Annotated in this window: 16 protein-coding genes; 7 read left to right on the top strand and 9 right to left on the bottom strand. The window is 64.9% G+C overall.

Annotated elements, in window-relative coordinates:
• Positions 1-7: 7 nt before the first annotated feature.
• Positions 8-316 carry a hypothetical protein gene (locus KZ491_RS12585; protein ID WP_222566194.1) on the bottom strand — a complete coding sequence of 103 codons (309 nt, stop codon included), beginning with the start codon at positions 314-316 and terminating at the stop codon, positions 8-10.
• Between the two features lie 141 nt (positions 317-457).
• Between KZ491_RS12585 and KZ491_RS12580 the strand changes: the two genes are divergently transcribed.
• From KZ491_RS12580 to prpB, 6 genes are all read left to right on the top strand, one after another.
• On the top strand, positions 458-1705 hold the full coding sequence (locus KZ491_RS12580) for an MFS transporter (RefSeq protein ID WP_222566193.1): 1248 nt from the start codon (positions 458-460) through the stop codon (positions 1703-1705).
• A 68-nt stretch (positions 1706-1773) separates the two neighbouring features.
• Entirely contained in the window at positions 1774-2448 is a 675-nt protein-coding gene (locus KZ491_RS12575; protein WP_222566192.1) for an isochorismatase family protein, read from the top strand.
• Positions 2445-3389 carry a polysaccharide deacetylase family protein gene (locus KZ491_RS12570; protein ID WP_222566191.1) on the top strand — a complete coding sequence of 315 codons (945 nt, stop codon included), beginning with the start codon at positions 2445-2447 and terminating at the stop codon, positions 3387-3389. Before KZ491_RS12575 ends, KZ491_RS12570 begins: the two co-directional genes overlap by 4 nt.
• Positions 3386-4327, top strand: coding sequence for a polysaccharide deacetylase family protein (locus KZ491_RS12565; RefSeq protein ID WP_222566190.1), 942 nt, complete (start codon positions 3386-3388; stop codon positions 4325-4327). The genes KZ491_RS12570 and KZ491_RS12565 overlap by 4 nt, the downstream gene beginning before the upstream one ends.
• Before the next feature lie 117 nt (positions 4328-4444).
• Positions 4445-6127 carry an electron transfer flavoprotein-ubiquinone oxidoreductase gene (locus KZ491_RS12560; RefSeq protein ID WP_222566189.1) on the top strand — a complete coding sequence of 561 codons (1683 nt, stop codon included), beginning with the start codon at positions 4445-4447 and terminating at the stop codon, positions 6125-6127.
• 45 nt (positions 6128-6172) lie between these two features.
• Positions 6173-7060 carry a methylisocitrate lyase gene (gene prpB, locus KZ491_RS12555; RefSeq protein ID WP_222566188.1) on the top strand — a complete coding sequence of 296 codons (888 nt, stop codon included), beginning with the start codon at positions 6173-6175 and terminating at the stop codon, positions 7058-7060.
• Positions 7061-7176: 116 nt separating this feature from the next.
• Here the strand turns inward: prpB and KZ491_RS12550 are convergent, their stop codons facing one another.
• The 6 genes from KZ491_RS12550 to KZ491_RS12525 all read right to left on the bottom strand — a co-directional run bounded on the left by KZ491_RS12550 (position 7177) and on the right by KZ491_RS12525 (position 12614).
• Entirely contained in the window at positions 7177-8877 is a 1701-nt protein-coding gene (locus tag KZ491_RS12550) for a cbb3-type cytochrome c oxidase subunit I (protein ID WP_246606825.1), read from the bottom strand.
• Complete coding sequence (locus KZ491_RS12545; RefSeq protein WP_343225625.1) at positions 8874-9791, bottom strand: c-type cytochrome; 918 nt, start codon at positions 9789-9791, stop codon at positions 8874-8876. The genes KZ491_RS12550 and KZ491_RS12545 overlap by 4 nt, the downstream gene beginning before the upstream one ends.
• Positions 9792-9847: 56 nt before the next feature.
• Positions 9848-10138, bottom strand: a complete 291-nt coding sequence (locus KZ491_RS12540) for a hypothetical protein (protein ID WP_222566187.1) — start codon at positions 10136-10138, stop codon at positions 9848-9850.
• A gap of 192 nt (positions 10139-10330) precedes the next feature.
• Positions 10331-11089, bottom strand: coding sequence for a COG4705 family protein (locus tag KZ491_RS12535; protein WP_222566186.1), 759 nt, complete (start codon positions 11087-11089; stop codon positions 10331-10333).
• 40 nt (positions 11090-11129) lie between these two features.
• Entirely contained in the window at positions 11130-11819 is a 690-nt protein-coding gene (locus KZ491_RS12530) for a VIT1/CCC1 transporter family protein (RefSeq protein WP_222566185.1), read from the bottom strand.
• Positions 11820-11855: 36 nt separating this feature from the next.
• On the bottom strand, positions 11856-12614 hold the full coding sequence (locus KZ491_RS12525; protein ID WP_222566184.1) for a TVP38/TMEM64 family protein: 759 nt from the start codon (positions 12612-12614) through the stop codon (positions 11856-11858).
• 101 nt (positions 12615-12715) lie between these two features.
• On the opposite strand from KZ491_RS12525, the gene KZ491_RS12520 reads away from it, so the two are divergent.
• Positions 12716-13297, top strand: coding sequence for a DUF1003 domain-containing protein (locus KZ491_RS12520; protein WP_222566183.1), 582 nt, complete (start codon positions 12716-12718; stop codon positions 13295-13297).
• Between the two features lie 92 nt (positions 13298-13389).
• Here KZ491_RS12520 and KZ491_RS12515 read toward each other — a convergent pair whose 3' ends face one another.
• Complete coding sequence (locus KZ491_RS12515; RefSeq protein ID WP_222566182.1) at positions 13390-13839, bottom strand: EamA family transporter; 450 nt, start codon at positions 13837-13839, stop codon at positions 13390-13392.
• Positions 13840-13859: 20 nt separating this feature from the next.
• A complete protein-coding gene (locus tag KZ491_RS12510; RefSeq protein WP_222566181.1) occupies positions 13860-14246 on the bottom strand; it encodes an MAPEG family protein in 387 nt (128 codons plus the stop codon).
• Positions 14247-14395 lie beyond the last annotated feature (149 nt).

The raw sequence follows: 14395 nt of genomic DNA, 5'->3' as shown, positions 1-14395 counted from the left end.
GGCGGCCTCAGATCGACTCGGCAAGGATGAAAATCGGGTTGTCGGCAAACTTCTGCAGCTGGGCAGCACCGGCCTGAACGGCCTCGCCGGCCATGTCGGCACCGAAGGCCGCCATGTCCGGCACGCGGATGATTTCGATGTACTCGTAGGGCGGCTTGCCCTCGCCGATCAGCAGGCCCTTGGCCCGCAGCACCTCGAAACGGTCGACCGACGCCAGGGCGTTGACCGTTGGCACGTCTTGCTCGCGCGCCCATTTCTCGTAATCCGCGACGCTGGCGCCGGGCTTGAGGTTGAAAAGAACGATCACGGTATTCATGGCTTCCTCCGGGGCAATCGACTGTGGCACACTTTGTCCGGACAAAGTGTAGGCATGCCATCCGTTGCCGGTCAACGCCAGTCGCGGATTTCTCCCCTACAGTCGGCTATCCCGCCAACACCAACCTGCAGAGGTAAGAGAATGAAGCGCTACTACCCATGGCTTATGGCGGTAATGGGATTGCTGATCCTGCTGACGTCCAACGGCTTGATTGTCACCGGGCTGACCGCGTTCGACGAGTCGCTGTTGAAGGAGTTCGGGTGGACGCGCAGTGAGCTGAAGATGCGCGACCTGATCACCCTGGTGCTGGCCGGCTGGCTCGGGCCCTTCATTGGTGTGGTGATCGATCGCGCCGGTCCACGCAAGCTGATCCTGGCCGGCATCGCGCTGCTGGCGGGTCTTTACTTCGCCTACGCCTACGTGCATTCGCTGATCCAGCTGTACCTGATCCACGTCGGCTTCGGCGTGGTGCTGGTCGCGGCGGGGCTGACCGTATCGGTCATCTTCGTGTCGCAGTGGTTCGCCCTCAATCGCGGCACCGCCATCGGTATTGCACTGGTCGGCACCAGCATGGGCGGGATGCTGTTCCCACGGCTCGGCGTGTACCTCATGGAGACGCTGGGCATGAACTGGCGGACGGCCTTCATGTGGGAGATGGCGATCCCGCTGACGTTCCTGGTGATCGCCTATTTCTTCGTGCGCAGTCCGCAGCCGGGCGGTATCAAGCCGTGGGGCGCCGACAAGGCGGCCGCCAAAGTCATCTCGGACGCGGCCGCCAACATCGTCACCCTGCCCGACGTGACCTACAAGCAGGCGCTGCGCACCCGCACCTTCTGGGCACTGGCCGTGGTGGCGATGGCGACGTTCTTCTCGATCATGGCCGTGTCGCAGAACCTGTTCCTGCACATGCGCGACCTCCAGTTCGCCCCGGCCCAGGCCGGCAACGCGCTGGCCCTGATGTTCGGTCTGGCGATGGTCGGCAAGTTCCTGTTCGGCGCACTGGCCGACGTCGTGCCGCCCAAGGCCGTGTTCCTGGTCAACCTCACCATCATGGCCACGGGTGCGTTCCTCCTGGCCACCATGCGCGCGGACCTGATCTGGTACTCGCTGATCCTGTTCGGCCTGGGCTGGGGCGGTCTGTACACCATGATCCAGCTGCTCGCGGTCAACTCCTTTGGCCTGGCCTCGGCCGGCAAGATCCTCGGTTCCGTGACCCTGCTCGACGCCACGACCGCCGGTATGGGCATCTGGCTGGCGGCCAAGATCTTCGACCTGACCGGCAGCTACAAGCCGGCCTTCCAGCTGGTGTTCGGGTTGATCGTGCTGGCGCTGATCATGGCCACGCTGGTTCGCGACGAACGCATCCGTCTGGCCGCAGCGGCCTCTTGAGGTGCGGCTGCAAAACCCATTGATCGGGCTTCATTGACCCAGGCTTCATTGATCCAAGGAGACACCTCATGGCTGTAATGGAAACCTCCGACCTCACCGCCCGCCAGTACTGGGCCCAGGTCAAGGCCAACCGCAACCGCGCCAAGTTCGGCTTCGGTCAGCGCCCGGCGATCGTCAATATCGACGTGCAACGCGCCTACACCGACATGGACGCGTTCAAGACCGCGTATGAAACCGACCCGCGCCAGATCGAGCACATCAACACCCTGTCCGCGCTGGTGCGCGAGCGCGGCCTGCCGGTGATCTGGACCTACGTTGCCTATCTGGAGAACGGCGAGGACGCCGGGGTCTGGGGCACGCGTACCAACACGCCGGACTCGCTGCAGAACATCAAGCACGGCTCCGAGCGCGCCCAGCTCGACCCGCGCGCGGACGTGCAGCCCGGCGACATCGTGATGCACAAGCGGATGGCCAGCCCGTTCTTCGAGACCAACCTGTGGTCGCTGCTCACCTTCCACCGCATCGACACGGTGATCATCACCGGCGGCTCGACCTCCGGCTGCGTGCGCGCCTGCTCGGTGGACAGCCTGTCGCGTGGGTTCCGCACGATCGTGGTGGAGGAGTGCGTGGCCGACAAGCACGAGATCCCGCACTTCGCCAACCTCGCCGACATCATGCTCAAGTACGCCGACGTGGAGTCCGTCGACGAGGTGGCGGCGCAGCTGAAGAAGATCGCACCATGAGTGCCGGCGCGCCCACGCAGAAGGCCGATCCGGGCCTGTACGACTACTGGCCCTACGACAGCCGGCCGAAGATCCGCTGGCCCGGCGATGCCAGAGTCGCGCTGTGGATCGCGCCGAATATCGAGTTCTACGAGCTGGACCCGCCGCCCAATCCACTGCGCAAGCCGTGGCCACGGCCACTGCCCGACGTGCTGGGCTACGCCACGCGTGACTACGGCAACCGCGTCGGTCATCAGCGCATGATGCGGGTGATGGACACCTACGGCCTGCGCGGCTCGGTGTCGCTGTCGGCGGCGACGCTGATCCATCATCCCGAGGTGATCGAACTGGCGGCCGAGCGCGACTGGGAGTTCTTCAGCCACGGCATCTACAACACCCGCTACACCTATGGCCTGTCGGAGGCACAGGAGCGGGAGATGATCGAGGAGTCGATGGCGCTGATCGCCCAGCACACCGGTCAGCACTGCGACGGCTACCTGGCGCCGGCGCTGTCGCACTCCAACGCGACCATCGACCTGTTCGCCGAGGCCGGCGGCAAATACACCTGCGACCTGTTCCACGACGACCAGCCCACCCCGGTGCGCACCCGCAGTGGCCAGCGCTTCGTCTCGGTGCCCTACTCGCTGGAGCTCAACGACACCATTACTTATGTGGTCAACAAGATCGAGCCGCGCCGCTACGGGCAGATGATCAAGGACGCCTTCGACCGTCTGTACGAGGAGGGCGCGGAAAGCGGCACCGTGATGTGCGTGCCGTTGCACGCCTACCAGGTCAGCCACCCGCACCGGATCGCCGCTTTCGAGGACGCGATGGACTACATCAGCCAGCACTCGGGCGTGTGGAAGACCACCGGCCGCGAGATCGCCGCGCACTACCTTGAGCACCACTACGACGAGGCGCTGGCGTCGATCGACGCGGTGGCGCAGGAGACATCGGCATGAGCCTGGGCCCGGAATACCTGGAATACCCGAACCGCCGCCACGGCATGGACCATGACCGCTATGCGTGGTCGATGCTGGCCGAGCGCGCCCCGGTGGCGTGGCCGGACGGCAAGCCGCTGGCGTTGTGGCTGAACCTGAGCCTGGAGCACTTCCCGCTGAACCCGACCGGCGAAGGCTTCAAGGCGCCCGGCAGCATGACCATGCCCTACCCCGACCTGCGCCATTACACGCTGCGCGACTATGGCAACCGGGTTGGGGTGTTCCGCGTGCTGGATGCGCTGAAAGCGCAGGACCTCACGGCCAGTGTCGCGGTCAATGGCGAGCTGGCCGAACGCTACCCGGCGCTGCTGCGCCGCGTGCAGGCGACCGGTTTCGAGCTGCTCGGCCACGGCTGGAACATGGATGCCGTCCACTACGGCGGCCTGGACGAGGCACGCGAGCGCGAGTCGATCCAGCGCAGCCTCGCCGCGCTGCAACCCTACGCCGCGCAACCGATCCGCGGCTGGTTGTCGCCGGCGCGCTCGCAGTCACACCGCACGCCCGATCTGCTGCGTGAGGCCGGCCTCGACTGGTGCGCGGACTGGGTCAACGACGAACTGCCGTACGCCTTCAACACCGACCACGGCCCGCTGTCGATCCTGCCGCTGTCGCTGGAGCTGGAGGACCGCTTCATCGTCGGTGACAACCTGCACGCCGAATCCGAATACGCCGACCAGGTGATCGACGCCTGCGAGTTCCTGCTCCGCGAGGCGCGCGAGACCGGCCACGGCCGTCTGCTCGCGCTCAACATCCATCCCTGGGTGATGGGCCAGCCGCACCGGATCAAGCATCTGGAACGCGTGTTCGCGCATCTGGCATCGCGCGCGGATGCGATCTGGAACGCGGCCCCGTCGGCGATCCTGACCGCGGCCCTGCCGACCGGCAACACCACAAGCTAGCCCGTTTCGCGTCTTCAGCCGGTGCGCGGGATAATCGATTCCATCCCGCTCCCGCGAAGACGTTCCCCAGCCACTCCTGCATGTGCCGCACGGCGCATCAACAGCAATGGAACCGCCATGACCCCGGAAGACCTGCTCGCCACCTACGGCCCCCGCGAATCGATGGAGTACGACATCGTCGTGGTCGGCGCCGGCCCGGCCGGACTGGCCACCGCGATCCACCTGCGCCAGCTCGCCGCCAGCAACGGCAGCGAAGTGTCCGTGTGCGTGCTGGAAAAAGGCTCCGAGCCGGGCGCGCACATCCTGTCGGGCGCGATCATGGACACCCGCGCGCTGGACGAGCTGTTCCCGGACTGGAAGGAGCGCGGCGCACCGCTGCGCCAGCCGGTGACCCGCGACGAGTTCCTGTTCCTCAGCGAGACCGGCGCCAAGGCGACCCCGGCCGCGCTGCTGCCGGAATGCTTCGACAACCACGGCAACTACATCATCAGCCTGGGCGAAGTCACCCGCTGGCTGGCGGGGCAGGCCGAAGCGCTCGGGGTGGAAATCTTCCCCGGCTTCGCCGCCGCCGAAGTGCTCTACAACGAGGCCGGCGCCGTGATCGGTGTCGCCACCGGCGACATGGGCCTGGACAAGAACCGCGCGCCCGGCCCGCAGTTCCAGCGCGGCATGGAGCTGCACGCCAAGTACACGATCTTCGCCGAGGGCTCACGCGGCCAGCTCGGCCGCCAGCTGATCGCCCGTTACCAGCTGGACAAGGACTGCGACCCGCAAAGCTATGGCCTGGGCATCAAGGAGCTGTGGCAGGTTGACCCGTCCAAGCACGAGCCGGGTCTGGTGGTGCATACCGCCGGCTGGCCGCTGGACTCGGAGACCTACGGCGGCTCGTTCCTCTACCACGCCGATGACAACAAGATCGCGGTTGGCTTCGTGGTCGGGCTGGACTACAGCAACCCGTGGCTGAGCCCGTTCCAGGAGTTCCAGCGATTCAAGACCCACCCCTCGATCCGCAAGCATCTGGAAGGCGGCAAGCGCATCTCCTACGGCGCGCGCACGATCACCGCCGGCGGCCTGATGTCGCTGCCCAAGACCGTATTCCCCGGCGGCGCGCTGGTCGGCTGCGAAGCCGGCTACCTCAACGCCAGCCGGATCAAGGGCAGCCACGCGGCGATCAAGACCGGCATGCAGGCCGCCCAGGCCGCATTCGACGCGCTCGCCGCCGGCCGCTCGCAGGATGAGCTGACCGCCTACCCGGCCGCGTTCGAAGCCAGCTGGCTGCACGACGAGCTCAAGCAGTCCAAGAACTTCAAGCAGTGGTTCAAGAAGGGCCGCATGATCGCGACCCTGATGACCGGCATCGAACAGTGGCTGCTGCCCAAGCTGGGCATCCGCAATCCGCCGTGGACGCTGCGCCATTCCAAGGCCGACCACGAGTGCCTGGACCCGGCCGACAAGCGCGAGAAGATCGACTACCCCAAGCCCGATGGCGTGCTGACCTTCGACCGCCTCAGCTCGGTGTTCCTGAGCAGCACCCACCACGATGAGAGCCAGCCGGCGCACCTGACGCTGAAGGATCCGGCGGTGCCGGTCACCGTGAATCTGGCCGAGTACGGTGGACCGGAAGCGCGCTACTGCCCGGCCGGGGTGTACGAGTTTGTCGGCGAGCCGGGCGCGGAGAAGCTGCAGATCAACTTCGCCAACTGCGTGCACTGCAAGACCTGCGACATCAAGGATCCAACCCAGAACATCGTCTGGGTGGCTCCGCTCGGCGGCGACGGCCCCAACTACGCCCAGATGTGACGCGGCGGTACCATGGGGCTCTCACTAATCCCCACTGAGAGCCCCATGACCGCAATGACCAGCCCCGGCGCCCGGTTTCGCCAAGCACTCAACGAAGAGAAGCCGCTGCAGATCGTTGGCACCATCAACGCCAACCACGCTCTGTTAGCCAAACGCGCCGGGTATCGCGCCATCTATCTCTCCGGCGGCGGCGTCGCGGCCGGCTCGCTGGGCCTGCCGGATCTGGGCATCAACACGCTGGATGACGTGCTCACCGACGTGCGCCGGATCACCGATGTCTGCGACCTGCCGCTGCTGGTCGACATCGACACCGGCTTCGGCCCCAGCGCGTTCAACATCGCCCGCACCGTCAAGTCGCTGATCAAGGCCGGCGGCGCGGCCTGCCATATCGAGGACCAGGTCGGCGCCAAGCGCTGCGGCCACCGTCCGGGCAAGGAAATCGTCTCCAAGGACGAAATGGTCGACCGCATCAAGGCGGCCGCGGATGCGAAGACCGATCCGGATTTCTTCCTGATCGCGCGCACCGACGCGATCGCCTCGCACGGCGTGGATGAGGCGATCGAGCGCGCGATTGCGTTCGTGGAAGCCGGCGCCGACGGCATCTTCGCCGAGGCCGCCTACGACCTGCCGACCTACCAGCGCTTCGTGGATGCGGTGAAGGCGCCGGTGCTGGCCAACATCACCGAGTTCGGCCAGACCCCCTTGTTCAGCCGCGACGAGCTGGCCTCAGTGGGTTTGGCGATGCAGCTGTTTCCCCTGTCGGCGTTCCGGGCGATGAACAAGGCCGCCGAGGCCGTCTATACCGCCATCCGCAACGATGGCCACCAGAAGAACGTGGTCGACAGCATGCAGACCCGCGAGGAGCTGTACGACCGGATCGGCTACCACGAGTTCGAGCAGCGCCTGGACAAGGTCTTCAGCGACGCCAAGTAGGCGCACGCGCGACCACCAGCTCCAACGGAGCGATTGCTGAAACAAACACGAACGCAGCCAAAGGGCTGCGTTCGTGTTTTGCCGTGCCCGGCCCGGTCAGGCACGGCATCCCCTGCTCAACCAGCCACCGGCGCCATTGGCGGGAGCACACTGCCGGCGGATTCCGGCTCGTAACTCCGCATTTCCAGCGACGCCAGGAAACGCCAGACAAACAGCAGCGTCACCAGCAGCAGGCCGGGATAGCCGATGCTGGCGAGCAGGTACGGGAGCGTCGCATTGCCTGCCTGCACCACCGAAAGATTGAAGCTCAGCAGGCCCAAGGTGATGACCGCACCAAACAGCCACATCGCCAGCAGCCACATGCCTGCCTCGAAACCGGTCAGGTAGCGGCCCCAGCCGGCGACCGGCGGACCACGCCGCACGGTACCGCGCAGGTCCGCGATCGGGGCGGCGTGGCGATGCCCCAGCGTCAGCAGGTCGTACACCAGCGTGACCGTTCCGATGCTGAAGATCACCCCGAACACCGGCACCAGGATCTTGAACAGGTTCATCGCCGGGAACACATCGCCACCAAACCAGTCCAGCCCAAGCGTGCGGTACACGAACACCTGCACGGTGCCGCCGAGTGCGAAGGCGAACGCCATGCCGAGCATGCCCACGAACAGCAGCCAGAACGAGAGCTTGCCCCAGCGCTGGTCATAGTCGGCCAGCCCGCGCATCAATGGCACGGCGTAGTACGCCGCGCCGATGCCGAGCATGCCGAAGGTGCCGAACAACGCCAGGTGCGCATGCGCCGGGGTTACCCAGGTGCCGTGTGACCAGACATTCGTCAGCGCAAAAGTCATCGTGAAGCCCAGGATGCCGGCGCCCACCTGCTCCAGCACCACCGAGCCAAGGATGAAGTAGAAAGCCGGCGCATTTTTCAGCGGCCTGCGGTCGTGATGCGCATCCAGATACACATGCCAGAAGCAGAAGATCAGCGGCAGTGGCTCCAGCGCACTGAACAGTGACCCCCAGAACTGCCAGAACTCCGGCGTGCCGACCCAGAAATAGTGGTGCGCGTTGCCCAGCAGGCCCGACAGCCACACCAGAACCACGCCCCAGAACACGGCGTAGCCGACGCTTTTGACCTTGGCGTCGAACATCAGCACCAGCAGGAACCCGACCAGGGCGATGTGGATCACCTCCCAGACGCCCTCGACCCAGTAATGGACGACGTACCAGCGGAAGTACTCCTGCACATCGAGGCGCTCGATGAAGAAGAAGCCGAACAGCCAGACCAGGGTCAGCGCGATGACGCCGATGCCGAGCGCCCAGTGGATCTCGTTCCAGTCGCGCCGCGGCGGGAACGTCCTCAGCACCACGTAGCACAGGATGCAGAAGCCGATCAGGATCACGATGTCGGCGATCCGGCCCGCCTCCAGGTACTCCAGCCCTTCCTGCAGCATCGGTTGTCCGAGCCACCAACCGGCGACCCCGGACTGGGCCAGGTACTGGGTGCCGACGTTCCAAAGCGTCACGGCGACCACGGCGTAGAACAGGAACTTGATCAGCCACGGCGCAGCCAGCTCGCGATGCGACAACAGTGGCCCCACGAACAGGATCGTGCCGATAAAGCCGCACAGGATCCAGATGATGCCCAGATTGAGATGTTCGGCCCGGATCACGTTGAAGTTGAGGTTGCCCGCCAGCAGGGTCGGATCGATCTGCTGCAGTGCCAGGACCATGCCGAAGCCGGCCTGGAAGACGAACAGCACCAGCATCAACATGAAGAACCGCAGGCTCAGTCGCTGGGTTTGATAATCGATCTTGATCATTGCCCCGGCTCCTGCAGACTGCGGATATAGGCGGTCATCGCCGCGACCTCGTCGTCGGTGAGCATGCCGGCGTACTCGGGCATCGTGCCCGCGGCGTAGCCGGCAACGATCTGGCTGTTGGCGTTGCGGATCGATTCGCTCAGATACGCCTCATCGGCCACCACCGTGCTGCCATCGGCCAGGCTCACATGGGATCCGTACAGGCCGCCCCAGCCCGGACCCACCAGCTTCTGCTGGTCCGGCGAATGGCACGCAGTGCAGGCGTAGTCCTTGACCAGTTGCGCGCCATGGGTGGCAGGGTCCTGCAACGCCGCGGCGGTAGCGGTCGCCGCGGCGGCGACGCCCGAGGCCGCGGCGGTGGACATCACGTTGAAACCGGGCGATGCATATTTGAAGGTCAGTCCGTCCACCTTCGGCTTGGGTGGCCAGCCCTCGGTGTTCATTGCCGAGGTGTATTTGAGGTAGGCGATCAGGTTCGCCACCTCCTCGGCTTTCAGCGGCAGGTTGGGCATCAGCGAGTCATGACCGCCGCGACGCTGCACGCGCTCGGCGGCACCGGGATACTTCTTGAGGTAGTCGTCAAGGGATGCCGAACCGCTGTCGGCGGCCAGGGCGGCTCCCTGCAACTGGATCCGCAGCGCCGCACTGGTCGGCCACGTGCCCGAAGACGGCAGGAACGCGGCCAGCCACGCGGCTCCGGTGCGCTCGTAGGTATTGGTCAGATCCGGCCCCAGATACGCGCCGTTGCCGACCATGGTGTGACAACCCATGCAGTTGTAGGCCTGGAAAACGCGTTTGCCGGCGACAGCGTCATGCGAGCTGAAACTCACCGTGTCCGGTGTCACTTGGCCGCGCGAGTCGATGAAGGAAACCGATGACAGGCCCAGGAAGATCAACAGCATGAAAAACAGCACGCCCAGGGCGGTCCGCCGGTGTAACGCTTCCCGGCACGGTTTGCCCTCCCCGCAGCTCACGACCGGCCCCCGGTATCGCGATTGGCATCTGCGCCGGATTCATTGCGTGCCACTCCGGCGGCCGTGTCAGCGCGGTCCAGCGCGTCGTGTTCGAACAGGGTGCGCGTGATCCGCAGCAGGACGTAGAAAACGTACACCGCCAGCAGGAAGCCGACGACGAAATACACCAGCCACATCGCGCGCGACTCGGCCCAGTACTCGAAATTGCGGAAGTACGGCCACGACAGCAGGAAGGACACGATGCTGGCCAGGATCGCAATCGTCAGATCAATCAGTCGCTGCGCCACGTCAATCACCTCCCCAAGAGAGGTTGCCGGCAATGTGCCCGCGCGGTCTCCGCCAGAATCAACGGCGCGCAGGCACTCTTGACTGAATCATGAACCTCTTGTTCAGGTTAGTCATTGACATGGATCAAGAGACGTGATTGGAAACGGTGCTATTGTTATCGATTGACGCCGCAGGCGCGCGCCCAGAGAGCGTCAGTGCGACTTCTCCGCCGCACGCTGCGGAATCACCACGATCAGCAGCACGATGGCCACCAGCAGCAGGCCTGAAGCGGTGTAACGGCTGAACTCGAGTCCGCCGCTCGCCGCCGGCTTGTCGAGGTAGTCGCCGACCACCGCCCCCAGCGGCCGGGTCAGCACGAATGCCGCCCAGAACAGAAGGGTGTGCGAGATGCTGGAGAAGAAATAGGCAAGGGCGACCACCGCCAGCAGTCCGGAAAAGATCAGCGCCGCGCCGGTATAGCCCAGCCCCGCGCTGTCGGCGGTCCAGTCGCCCAGGGCGGTGCCGAGCGTTTGCGAGAACATGATCGTCAGCCAGTAGAACCCCTCGGCCTTGGGCGTGTGCACCGAGCCGACATCGATGGACCCGAGGGATTTGTACCAGGCGAAAAGGGAGGCGATCAGCAACGCGACCAGCATGATCGTGCCGCCCAGATAGCCGATGCCCAGGGACCGATCGACGAAATCCGCCAACGTCGTGCCGACCGTGGTCGACGCAATGATGGTGACCCAGTACACGAAGGGGTGGAACTTTTTGGCGGCGATCTGCATCAACACCGCCGCCACAAAAATGCCCATGAAGATCGCGGTACTCACCAGGTAGCCGAGGTTCATCGACATCGACACCGCGTCGCCGCCGGTTTCGCCCAAGGTGGTGGCGAGGATCTTGATCAGCCAGAAGCCAAACGTCACCTGGGGCACTTTGCTGAGCGAATCTCTGACGGCAGTGTTCATGATTACCTCGTGCTGACTGCGGTGATGTTCCTCGCAACGCTCACCCGACCGCTCCAAACAGCGAGCCGACCGCGGTGGTCAGGCCCATCGCCAGCGCGCCCCAGAAGGCGACGCGCAACACCGATGGCAGCGCGGGTGCGCCGCCCGCCCGTGCAGCGATCAGGCCCAAACTGGCCAGAAAAAACAGCGAGCAGCCGGCGACACCCCACATCAGCACGGCCTCCGGTATCAGCAGCGCGGCCAGCAATGGCAACGCCGCGCCGGCGGCAAAGGTCGCCGCCGAGGCGAACGCGGCCTGGACCGGTTTGGCGGTGAGCGTCTCGGAGATGCCCAGCTCGTCGCGGGCGTGTGCGCCCAGCGCGTCGTGCTCCATCAGCTGGGTGGCGACACTGGTCGCCAGCGGCCGGTCCAGTCCGCGCTTGATGTAGATCGAGACCAGCTCCTCATGTTCCTGGTCGATGTTGGCGGCCAGCTCCTTGCTCTCGCGAGCAAGGTCTGCCCGCTCGGTGTCGGCCTGCGAACTGACCGAGACATACTCGCCCGCCGCCATCGACATCGCGCCGGATACCAGCCCGGCGACACCCGCAACGAGGATGGCCTTGGTGCCTGCACCCGCCGCCGCTACGCCCAGCACCAAGCTGGCCGTCGAAACGATGCCGTCGTTGGCCCCCAGTACGGCGGCGCGCAGCCACCCGGTCCGATGCGTTCTATGGCGCTCACTGTGTCGCATGGATCCCTCTCTTTCTATCGAAATGCTGTTGAGACACTAAAGATGGTCGTGGCCGGCAACCGCACGCAGGACCGCCTTGCGCGCGATCCTCGAGATGATCACGATCGCAATGACGCCCACCACCAGTCCACCGACCAGGACCAGATCCTGCCCCTGCCGGAATCGCGAACCGGCATGGGTCGCCTCCACCAGGTGCTCGCCCGCGTGGCCCAGGTACACCTCCAGACCGACATGCGGCAGCAGTCCGAGGCAAGCGAGCATGAACGTGGAAAAGCGCACGCCGGTGGCGCCCAATACGTAACTGATGGAGGCGGGATTGATCGGGGTCAGCCGCACCAGAAACTGCAGCCACAATTGATCCTTCATCACTGCCCGCTGGATCGACAGGAACGACGGCCGCCGGTCGACGGCGCGCTGGACCCGCTGGCGGAACAACCAACGCGAGAGCGCATACTGAAACGCTGCGGCACCAAGGTTGGCAGCCACCGCGATCAGCATGCCCCAGACCAGGCCGAACAGGACGCCTGCCGCGACCCCGAACACCGACTCGGGCACCAGCACCGATGTGCCCAGAATCAGCAGCACAGCAAACACGACCACGCCCCACGGACCCAGCCCGCCGATCCATGTCTGGAGCGCACCGATATGGACCTTGATCTGATCGCCAAGAACGACGCCGGCGACGATCAACAGCACGATGGCCGCGACGATGGCGGTCAGCATGCCGGCATCGGTGCGCTTGAGCAGCCGCATCGCACGGCCGGTGGTGGTCAATTGGCTGGCAGGCCGTTTCATGGCGGGAATGTCTCGTCGGGCCCATCGTCCAACCCGAGTATGCGCCCGCACCACGCAGCGGCCGAGTTTGCCCGGTCCCGGATACCCAGGAGAAACGACTCATGACTCATCCGAAAGCCCTCGACTACCTCGGCTCGGCCTCCCGCTGGTTTGGACGCCATGCCAGTGAACTGGATGCGACCACCCATCGCGTGCTGACCCTGGCGTCGCGTCGCCAGATCGCTGTCGAAGATCCCAATCGTCGGCTTGAGGCGCAGACAAGCTATGGCGAGCGACTGGCGGATCAGGTCGCCTCATTCGGGGGATCATGGCGTTTCATTATTATTTTCGCCGCCGCGCTGGTCGTCTGGGTATTCACCAACAGCGGGATCCTGGGTAAGGATGCGTTCGATCCCTATCCGTATATCTTCCTCAACCTCATTCTGTCGATGGTCGCGGCCATCCAGGCGCCCGTGATCATGATGAGCCAGAACCGGCAGGCCTCAAAAGACCGATTGATGGCCGGCTATGACTACGAGGTCAACCTGAAGGCCGAAGTCGAGATTCTCGCGCTGCACGAAAAGATGGATGCGTTGCGGGCCGAGCAGATGATGACGGTGATTTCCCAGCAGCAGACGCAGATCGAACTGTTGACCCGCCTGGTCGCAGAACGCGGACTGGCTGGACCGGAAATGCCGAACTAGGCCGGGTCAGCCCGCCAGTAATTGTTCGCGGCCGCGACGGTCTGGAAGCAGCGCGAAGCGCAGTGCCAGGCGAGTCCCAAACTAACCGATCATCAGGCGCCGATAGGCGCCCTGTGCAGTGCGATCAGCAGCACCCCACCGGCGATCAGCGCGATGCCCAGCCACTCCTGCAACGAAGGGCGCTCGCCAAGCAACACAAAAGCGAACACGGCCACGAGCACCACACTCAACTTGTCAACGGGGGCCACCTGGGAGGCCTGCCCGATCTGCAGGGCGCGGAAATAGCACACCCACGATGCCCCGGTTGCGAGCGCGGAAAGCGCCAGGAAGATCAGCGTCTTGGGCGACAGCGACAACGGGTTGCTCCACTTGCCGGTCAGCCACACAAACGGCGCGAGCACCGCAATGATCATCACGGTACGGATCAACGTCGCCAGATCCGAATCGACGCCCCGGATGCCTACCTTGGCGAATATCGCCGTCAGCGCCGCGAAGCAGGCCGACAACAACGCCCACAGCAGCCAGCCCGATGGAAGGGTCATTGCCTATCGCTCCTGATTGGTCAGGTCTCGCTGCCAGCAACGATCGCGACGAGCGCAGCGATCAGCAAGCCCAAAATGGGGAGCATCGACAGGGCAAAGCCGATGCCGCGACTGGCGGGGGCGGCGGTGTAGCTGCGCCAATAGACCAATCGGCCGACCAGGTAGATGGCGCCGGCTGCCGCCACATAGATCTGCGGGAAGTATTTGGCCGCGATGTACAGCGCCGGCAGAAACGCCACCATCAACTCCAAGGTGTTCATCTGCACCCGGTAGGCGCGTTCAAACATTTCGTGTCCGGAGGTTGCCGGCGCATGAACGCCGTACAGGCCGCGGGCACGACCCACCAGCACGCCAAACATCACCAACTGGAGGACCGCCAATATGGCGATCAGATCAACGTAATTCATGGTCGGATTCCTGTTCATCGCCCGGCCCGGTCACGTCGGACAGCAGCCGGACTTGGAGGCGTCAGTGACGTCCACACGGGTCTGGCACTAACACTTGTCGGTCCATGCGAGCCTGGAGTACCGCGACAGCGTAAACCCGATCGGTGCGT

It is taken from the genome of Novilysobacter antarcticus, from assembly GCF_019802285.1.
GTDB classification, from domain to species: Bacteria; Pseudomonadota; Gammaproteobacteria; order Xanthomonadales; family Xanthomonadaceae; genus Novilysobacter; species Novilysobacter antarcticus.
The sequence above is the reverse complement of the archived record's forward strand: the minus strand, read 5'-3'. Positions and strand labels throughout refer to the sequence as shown.

Bases quoted from the DNA above. Each gene is read 5' to 3' on its own strand.
- KZ491_RS12560 (WP_222566189.1), top strand. From the start codon at position 4,445: ATGACCCCGGAAGACCTGCTCGCCACCTACGGCCCCCGCGAATCGATG.
- KZ491_RS12580 (WP_222566193.1), top strand. From the start codon at position 458: ATGAAGCGCTACTACCCATGGCTTATGGCGGTAATGGGATTGCTGATC.
- KZ491_RS12525 (WP_222566184.1), bottom strand. From the start codon at position 12,614: ATGAAACGGCCTGCCAGCCAATTGACCACCACCGGCCGTGCGATGCGG.
- KZ491_RS12530 (WP_222566185.1), bottom strand. From the start codon at position 11,819: ATGCGACACAGTGAGCGCCATAGAACGCATCGGACCGGGTGGCTGCGC.
- KZ491_RS12575 (WP_222566192.1), top strand. From the start codon at position 1,774: ATGGCTGTAATGGAAACCTCCGACCTCACCGCCCGCCAGTACTGGGCC.
- KZ491_RS12570 (WP_222566191.1), top strand. From the start codon at position 2,445: ATGAGTGCCGGCGCGCCCACGCAGAAGGCCGATCCGGGCCTGTACGAC.
- KZ491_RS12550 (WP_246606825.1), bottom strand. From the start codon at position 8,877: ATGATCAAGATCGATTATCAAACCCAGCGACTGAGCCTGCGGTTCTTC.
- KZ491_RS12585 (WP_222566194.1), bottom strand. From the start codon at position 316: ATGAATACCGTGATCGTTCTTTTCAACCTCAAGCCCGGCGCCAGCGTC.
- prpB (WP_222566188.1), top strand. From the start codon at position 6,173: ATGACCGCAATGACCAGCCCCGGCGCCCGGTTTCGCCAAGCACTCAAC.
- KZ491_RS12510 (WP_222566181.1), bottom strand. From the start codon at position 14,246: ATGAATTACGTTGATCTGATCGCCATATTGGCGGTCCTCCAGTTGGTG.
- KZ491_RS12565 (WP_222566190.1), top strand. From the start codon at position 3,386: ATGAGCCTGGGCCCGGAATACCTGGAATACCCGAACCGCCGCCACGGC.
- KZ491_RS12515 (WP_222566182.1), bottom strand. From the start codon at position 13,839: ATGACCCTTCCATCGGGCTGGCTGCTGTGGGCGTTGTTGTCGGCCTGC.
- KZ491_RS12535 (WP_222566186.1), bottom strand. From the start codon at position 11,089: ATGAACACTGCCGTCAGAGATTCGCTCAGCAAAGTGCCCCAGGTGACG.
- KZ491_RS12520 (WP_222566183.1), top strand. From the start codon at position 12,716: ATGACTCATCCGAAAGCCCTCGACTACCTCGGCTCGGCCTCCCGCTGG.